Genomic DNA, 5984 nt, shown 5'->3' with positions numbered 1-5984 from the left:
AGGCCCCAGACCGCCTTGATACCGTTGTCCAGCGGGACGAAGCGGTCATCGCGGCCCCAGACGACAAGAGTCTTGGTCTCGATCTCAGGTAAGCGCGGGGTGAGATCCACGAACAGTCCCCGTGGGTTCATTTCGTTGCTCTTGACGAAGTTCGACAGGTGTTCTGTCGAGCGCTGCATGGCCTGCCAGCGCTGCTGCACAAGCTCATCGGTCAGGACCGAGGTGTCATAGACGAAAACCTGCAACATCGCCTGGAGGTTTTCCAGCGTGGGCTGCTTGTACAGTTTCATCAGCAGCTTGATGCCTTCCTGCGGCGTCGGCTGGAACAGGCTCTGGCCCAGTCCCGCACTGCCCATCAGAATCATGCGGTCGAGACGCTCCGGGAATTCGAGCGCGAAGGTAAGCGCGCTCAGCCCGCCCATCGAGTTGCCGATCAGGTGTGCCTTCTGGATACGGAGCGCATCCATAAGGGCACGCACCGCACGCGCATTGATCAGACCGCGAGGATCCGCGGAGACGATCGGAGAGGACTTATTGAAGCCGGGGCAATCGAGCAAGATCGTGCGATACCCGGCCTCAACGAAGGGGCCGAAATTGCGATTGAAATTGCTCCAGCCGCCGGCGCCCGGGCCGCCTCCGTGCAGCATTATCACCGCCGGACCAAGACCGGCATCGTGGTAGTGAAGGCGCAGTCCGTCTGCTTCGACGTAACGGCTGGTACTGGAGTCGCTCAGTTCGCTCATACGGATTTCTCGCCGATCGCTCAGGGAAGTTCCACTTGGATGACATCGCCTTCCACGTGAACTGGAAAGACCCGAATCGGGCAGCTGGCGGGGAAAGCGCGAACCTCTCCAGTTCGGAGGCAAAAGCGCGCGCCGTGCAGTGCGCATTCGACTTCGGTTCCATCTACGCCACCTTCCGTCAGCGGAAAGTCTTCGTGCGTGCAATTGTTCTCGAACGCGAACCACTCGTCTTTGACGCGGCAGATGGCAAGCGGGATCGGTGCATCCGCAACGACCCGCATTTCGCCGTCGGCGAGCTCTCTCACCATGCAAGCATTAATTCGTTGACTCATTAGAAAAAGATGCTCAGGTTGTTGGCGATTAGCGTGCCTTGGTCCAGCGTCAGGTCACGGCGTGCGATCTTCCAGCGGGAACCCCCAGCATGCGGTCGCAGGTGATCCACGCGGGCGCCGATAAACAAGTCAACCTGGCGTTCCAATCGCGACCGATACAAAAGGAAGTTGCATGCCACATTCCACTCGCCAGCAACGTCGGCCGGCGTCAGGATCACGTTGCTCAGCATGCGGCGGGTTCGCGAGGGAGGCATTTCTGCCCAGCCCTTTCCGGTTTCGAGACGTTTGACGCGCTGCGTGAGCGTGCGCAGATCGTCGTGGAAGTAGTAAGCCTGCGGCGCAGGCGGCGGCGGCGCGCCGACGGCCTGCTCGTGGTAGTTCGTCGTTACCGGCATCTGGTACACAAGGTCTGCTGCGAACAGACCCAGCCATTCCCGGTACTCATGACGATCGAGCACGGCCGCTTCTTCATATACGAAGCGCTCGATATCGAGTTGCAGCTCGGGTGAGGCGCTCTGCTTCATGACACGCCCTCGTGTGGACGCGCCAGTTCCGCGTGCGACTCGCCAGCCATCATGCGCGCCCAGCGCGTGTAGAGTCCGCGCGCCGCGGCCTCGGAAAATACGTAGCTGAGCGGACCCGGAAAGCGATCATCTGACTTCTCGTTGCCCAGACCCATCTGCATGTTGAAGGGCTGCCGCCTGGCACGGGCACCGCGCAGCACGCGCTGCACCTCGATCCAGTTCTCTCCATCGTCCTGCTCGAACAAGCCCGCCGGGCTGAAGCTGCGGGTAATACCCTGTCCCCAGGTGTCCTTGACGTCCTGCGGGGCATCCGCGTCGACGATCGCCAGCGCCCAGACTTCAATCTCGTTCGGTCCACGCGGGTGCCACACCCGCAGCGTGTTGATGCCGGGCAGGAACGAGCAGGTCGGGAAGATGGTCATGTGCGCGCCGTTGACCGCTGTGGTCCTGGCGTTGCCAAGACGCTCCGCGACCCGTGGACGCGATTCCATAAGATACTGAGCTACCGACGAACCATCGATAGCTGCGAGCAGTTGCCCCTGATCGTCGGGGGTGTGGAAACCGGTGCCGTGTCCTGCGTTCGGCGAACGCCATTGCAAGCCTTCGGTCGGCCACTGCGCAGCCTCAGGCGGAACTCCGTCTGGCAGTACCGCAAGGATGGCGGACATGTGCGACAGCGGTGCGTGATACATGTCGCTGCAGAACTGCTCGGCAGCGAACTTCCAGTTGCAGGGGATCACCCATTTGTGGACCCCGCCCCAGACTTCAGTGCCGGCGTCGCTGCGGTCAAACATGACGTCGATGTAGAATTTCGCGTCGCCTAGATATGCGTCGAGTTCCGGAGCTTCTGCATCCCAGCAGCCGAAGATCAACCCCTTGTATTCCGCAATCCGCGGCACTCTCACTGCACCCCACTCGGCCTTGTTGAGCTTGCTGCAATAGCCGTTCTTCTCCATCGGTACGTTCACCAGCTTGCCGGCGGAGTCGTAGCTCCAGCCGTGATACGAGCAGGTAAAGTACTTGGCATTGCCATGATCCAGTCGCGACAGGCGCATTCCGCGATGTCGGCACTGATTGAGGAAGGCGGCCACGCTGCCGTCCTTCTGCCGCGACACGATGACCGGATCCTCGCCCATGTATGTGGTGAAAAAATCGCCGGCCTTCGGAATCTGGCTCCGGTGCGCGAGGAACAGCCAGCTTCGAGCGAAGATCTGCTCCAGCTCGATTCGGTAGAGCTCCTCGTCGCAATAGATGCGCGGATCGAGCGTGCCAGTCTTCACATCGACGAGAGCACGGATGTCGCGCGGCGTCCACCCGGATGTGGCGGCGATGTCAGGGTTACGCTCGGTCATCAGTTCCTTTCTCCTATGCTTTCAAACTTGGCAAAAATGGTCGCCATTCACTCGATCGATGCCTGAAGTTCTGTCCTGCCTCGTAACGCAGCACCATTCCATCAGGGCGGCCGTGGAATCTACAAAGCTCCGCATCTCGATCCGGGCGCCCCTAGGGACGCTGCCTACAACGGCTACTTCTGCGTTGGCGAATCAACCCTGACGAAGTCCGCCTTGTCGCGCACTGCGCAATCCGCGCACGCCCAGTCGTCTGGAACTTCCTTCCACGGAGTTCCAGGCACGAAGCCTTCATGCGCGTAGCCCTTCGACTCGTCGTACTCGAATCCACAGCCCGGACAGCGATAGCGCGCCACATCAAGCTCCGTGGACGGTGGTCGTGGATGCTCCGTACCGTGCCAAGATCTCGGCCCGCTTACCGGGCTGGATGTTCACGCGCGTGATATCGCCGCCGTAGACCTCCAGCACCCGCCTATCCATCACCGCGCGCCACAGAGGAGGGAAATAAGCCAACGTGAAACACAGCGGGTAGCCCGACGGCAACTCCGGAGCCTTGTCGCTGCGCAGCGCCTGGTAACAGCGCGTCGGGCGCGCGTGATGATCCGAATGGCGCTGGAGGTGATACAGCATCAGGTTGGAGACTACGTGGTCGGCGTTCCAGGAATGCTCTGCACGGCAGCGCTCGAAGCGCCCGTCCGGCTGCCTCTGGCGCAGCAGACCGTAGTGCTCGATGTAGTTGGACGTGGACAGGAACTGCCAGCCCCAGAAGGTGGAGATGAGCAGGAAGGGGATCAGCACCGTCCCCCAGACGGACAGCGCAGTACCGTACAAGAGCGCGGTGATCAGGAAGGATTGCAGCAGCTCGTTGGACGGGCTCCAAACACGCTTGCCCTGTCGCGACAGCCGTAACTTCTCGTCGCGCCAGGCGCGCTCCAGCGCGCCGGGGATCTCACGCAGCATAAAGGCGTAGAGCGATTCTCCGAAGCGCGAAGAAGCCGGGTCATTTGGCGTCGCCACATCCTTGTGGTGTCCGCGGTTGTGCTCGGCGGAGAAATGGCCATAGGCCGGCACCGCCAGCACGATCTGCGCGAGTCGCTTCTCGAACCGACGAGTCTTGTGGCCGATCTCGTGGCCGACCACCAATGCCAAGCCGTTGGTCAGCGCCACGGCCAGGCTGACCCCCAGATACCCGACCCATCCGTAGTGCTGGGTCGCGACTGCCCAGGCGCCGACGATCCACGTGACATAGAACAGCGGGATCGATGCGAACACCAAGAGCTTGTAGTAGCTGTCCGACTCCAGCGATGGTACGGCGACCTCGGGCGGGTTACGGGAGTCTCGTCCGACCAACGCGTCGGCGACAGGCAGGACGATGTACCAGAGAACGGGCGTGATCCAGAGCCACGCAGGCAGCCCAGTATTCACGGTCAGCACGATTCCGAGTACCGGCGTGATCGCGACGACCAGTGGAAGCCACCACCAGTACCTCTTGGCATCACGGTAGGCGGTGCCAGGGACTGCGGGCACATCGATCCCCGAGGAAAAGCTCATTTCGAATCACCATTCATTCGTATCATCGGGATGTCCGGCTGTGAAATCGTGGTGCTGTGGTCGCATTTCCGGTCTGCATTTGGATTCCTCAAGCGGATCCGAATCCGGCCCCACTGACGAGACTGGCCGCATCCAGGATTGCGTTCAGCATCATCGATGCGTCCGCCTTGCCGGTTCCGACGATGTCGTAAGCGGTGCCGTGGGCAACGCTGGTGTGCACGTAAGACGGCCCCAGGAACAGGACGCTGTTGCCGGAAAAGCCCCAGGTCTTGATGGGGATGTGCCCCTGGTCGTGATACAAGGCGACCACGGCGTCATACCGTCCCTCGATGCATTGCCGAAAGATGGAATCGGGACTCACGGGTCCGTCAACGGCGATGCCTTCCGATCGGGCCAGCGCCACGGCCGGTTCCAGGGCTAACTTCTCCTCCTCGCCCGACGCATGCGGATTGAATCCGGCGACCGCGATGCGTCCAGCACCCACGCCCCAGGCTTTGAGGGATCGTGACAAACATACGATGAGACGGTGCACCGCTTCGGTGGTGATAGCGGCTGATACTTCCCGCAGCGGGACATGGTCCGTCAGGTGCGCGATCACCAAGCGGCCGGACCGCAACAGCAGGTAAGCCGGGTCCGTTGCGCTGTAGCTCGGCACCGAGCCGAGCGTGCCCGCCAGCTGCATCGCCTTGCCGCTGATCGGACCCATCACGCAGGCGTCGATTTGTCGCGTGCGCGCCAAGCTATCGAGGTGATCGATCCAAGCGCCGGTCGCCGCTCCCGCGGTGGCGAGGTCGCCCCCGTAGCGGGCGGCATCGCCAGCGTAGGCCGCGGATTCGAGCACGTCGATCGTCGCCTCGTCCAGGCTCAAGTCGCTCGCACTGATGGCGGACCGTACCCGCAGGGAGGGCGCTGCCACGCGCACCGCCTGCTCGACCACGAGTCGGCTGCCGACGATCAGTGGCCGGCAGCATGATTGCAGGCGGCCCGAGGCCCATGCCTTGACGACCACTTCGGGTCCGATCCCATTAGGATCCCCAGTCATGATTCCTACTGTCGGTAGCGTGGACATTTAGATGCTGTAGATGTCCAGTACGGTCGGGATCAGGTCGTTGAGGACCAGAATTTTCTTCCGGCGGATCCGCCAACCCTCGGTGCCGGGTGCCAGCACGTACTCGGCATGGCCGAAGAACTGTGTCTGCTCGCCTTTGCGGAACAGGTGCACGACCCAGCGCGTGCGCGCGACGACCGTGCCGTCCGCCTGCGGAAGCACGCGGATGTTGCTCACCATGTGGCAGGTCCGCGGCAACGGCGTTGAAGCCGAGGAGCGCCCGGTGCGCAGGCGGAACACGCGATCCTCAAGGCCGGCGCGGCTGTTGTAGTAGATCAGCGACATCTCGGCTTGGGGGTCGGATGTGGTTTCGTACTCCGAGTCCCACGCAGGAACCCAGTACTCCACTGTTTCCTCATGCAGTGCCAGCCAACTGT

Annotated in this window: 8 protein-coding genes; all 8 read right to left on the bottom strand. The window is 62.1% G+C overall.

Translation table 11 applies throughout. The annotated features are described in order from the left end of the window. Positions 1-743 (bottom strand): alpha/beta hydrolase (locus QZY06_RS04045; RefSeq protein ID WP_295680527.1); only part of this gene is annotated, 743 nt, incomplete at its 3' end. Between the two features lie 20 nt (positions 744-763). Further along, positions 764-1024: a non-heme iron oxygenase ferredoxin subunit gene (locus QZY06_RS22125; RefSeq protein WP_367275561.1), complete on the bottom strand. Its 261-nt coding sequence runs from the start codon at positions 1022-1024 to the stop codon at positions 764-766. Between the two features lie 50 nt (positions 1025-1074). Beyond that, on the bottom strand, positions 1075-1599 hold the full coding sequence (locus tag QZY06_RS04035; RefSeq protein ID WP_295680522.1) for a 3-phenylpropionate/cinnamic acid dioxygenase subunit beta: 525 nt from the start codon (positions 1597-1599) through the stop codon (positions 1075-1077). After that, complete coding sequence (locus tag QZY06_RS04030; RefSeq protein ID WP_295680518.1) at positions 1596-2951, bottom strand: aromatic ring-hydroxylating dioxygenase subunit alpha; 1356 nt, start codon at positions 2949-2951, stop codon at positions 1596-1598. The genes QZY06_RS04035 and QZY06_RS04030 overlap by 4 nt, the downstream gene beginning before the upstream one ends. Positions 2952-3124: 173 nt before the next feature. Continuing rightward, entirely contained in the window at positions 3125-3304 is a 180-nt protein-coding gene (locus tag QZY06_RS04025) for a rubredoxin (RefSeq protein WP_273453617.1), read from the bottom strand. A gap of 1 nt (position 3305) precedes the next feature. After that, positions 3306-4499, bottom strand: a complete 1194-nt coding sequence (locus QZY06_RS04020; RefSeq protein ID WP_273453618.1) for an alkane 1-monooxygenase — start codon at positions 4497-4499, stop codon at positions 3306-3308. Positions 4500-4587: 88 nt separating this feature from the next. Further along, a complete protein-coding gene (locus QZY06_RS04015) occupies positions 4588-5508 on the bottom strand; it encodes a PdxA family protein (protein WP_295680508.1) in 921 nt (306 codons plus the stop codon). Positions 5509-5568: 60 nt separating this feature from the next. Next, a partial coding sequence (locus QZY06_RS04010; RefSeq protein ID WP_295680506.1) for an aromatic-ring-hydroxylating dioxygenase subunit beta occupies positions 5569-5984 on the bottom strand: 416 nt, incomplete at its 5' end.

The organism is uncultured Nevskia sp. (genome assembly GCF_903885465.1).
Classification (GTDB): Bacteria; Pseudomonadota; Gammaproteobacteria; order Nevskiales; family Nevskiaceae; genus Nevskia.
The sequence above is the reverse complement of the archived record's forward strand: the minus strand, read 5'-3'. Positions and strand labels throughout refer to the sequence as shown.

What these genes read in the sequence shown, in the direction of transcription:
- QZY06_RS22125 (WP_367275561.1), bottom strand. Translation starts at nt 1,024, where the DNA reads ATGCGGGTCGTTGCGGATGCACCGATCCCGCTTGCCATCTGCCGCGTC.
- QZY06_RS04035 (WP_295680522.1), bottom strand. Translation starts at nt 1,599, where the DNA reads ATGAAGCAGAGCGCCTCACCCGAGCTGCAACTCGATATCGAGCGCTTC.
- QZY06_RS04030 (WP_295680518.1), bottom strand. Translation starts at nt 2,951, where the DNA reads ATGACCGAGCGTAACCCTGACATCGCCGCCACATCCGGGTGGACGCCG.
- QZY06_RS04020 (WP_273453618.1), bottom strand. Translation starts at nt 4,499, where the DNA reads ATGAGCTTTTCCTCGGGGATCGATGTGCCCGCAGTCCCTGGCACCGCC.